Source organism: Candidatus Cloacimonadota bacterium (genome assembly GCA_034661015.1).
Lineage (GTDB): Bacteria > Cloacimonadota > Cloacimonadia > JGIOTU-2 > JGIOTU-2 > JAYEKN01.
This window is the reverse complement of sequence record JAYEKN010000033.1, coordinates 1-1,159: the sequence shown is the minus strand read 5'-3', so window position 1 is coordinate 1,159 and position 1,159 is coordinate 1. Positions and strand designations below refer to the sequence as shown.

The following is a 1,159-nucleotide window of genomic DNA, read 5'->3' as shown; positions in this document are numbered from 1 at the left end:
GGGCACACCAGAAAGGAGGTAACACATGTATTTATTTCGTATCCACATACGTCCAGGGGGTGGCTCCGCTAGCATGGAGGATACTTTTGAATATTGTCTGAAGAACGGATTGCTTGGGGTTGGCTGGAGAACTGAAACCAATAAGAATACCACTGATTGGGATGAGTATTTTGGCGAAGCCTCCGGAATCCATGACAATTTGAATGTTTGCCACTACATCAAAAAATGGGTTGGCAAAGACGATTTAGTATGGACTAGAGATATGGCCGGAGAATATTACCTGGCCAGGGTCATATCTGGCTGGGAATATTTTGTTGATGGAGAGTCTATAGAAAAAGATATCGATATAGCAAATGTTTTTCGGGTGGAATTTCAAGAAGTCGCGATAGATCAAGTTCCTGGAAAAGTTATCGCGTGTTTCAGGGCTCCCAGAACCATTCAAGAAATTGCCGACGAAAAAGCAAGAGAGTTTTCCAAATATCTGTGGAATCGGTTGTCTCGTGAAAAAAAATATGAGGTAGATAATTCCAAATTTCATAACATTTTCATGATGTTGGATGACGAAGAAACGGAAGATTTGGTATTTCTATATTTGCAAAGCTTAGGTTGGTATAAGGCTCCAAACTCCAGAAAAGCTGATTCAATGAGTTTTGAATATCTTTCTGTAAATCCGAAGACTGGGGAAAAGGCTCTAACCCAAGTAAAAACAGGAAATGTCAGTTTAAATAGGAGCGATTTCTCGTAATATCCTTACAAGATATTTTTATTCCAATCAAATGGCCTATACGAAGGTGACTATGAAAATAATGTTGTTTGCATAAAGAGGGACGAGATAAAGGGCTTTCTCAAGAAATCTCTTGAATGGCTCCCGGAAGTTTTCAAAATGAAATGGGAGATGATTGCAAATTGAAAATGCCCAACAAGACGGATTAAGTCCGACTGAAAAAGCCGGTGCAATTTCTATTCTGCATAGTTCATTGTCAAACGTGCCTTTAGCCAAGTTCTTCTTGGCTTTTTCATCGGCTTATCCGCAACGTTAGCCAGATAATTTATGATATGAAAGAAAAAAACTGTAAATATCTTCTTGATTTATTTTTACAAGAAGTAAAAAAATTAAAAAATCCGTCATTCATCAATTTGGAGAATTGGACCATAGCAG

General features: G+C 38.2%; 1 protein-coding gene. It reads left to right on the top strand.

Annotation, left to right across the window (positions count from 1 at the left end; translation table 11 throughout):
- Nucleotides 1-25: 25 nt before the first annotated feature.
- Nucleotides 26-745 (top strand): hypothetical protein, encoded by a 720-nt coding sequence (locus U9P79_01125; GenBank protein ID MEA2103231.1) that lies wholly within the window; start codon nt 26-28, stop codon nt 743-745.
- Nucleotides 746-1,159 lie beyond the last annotated feature (414 nt).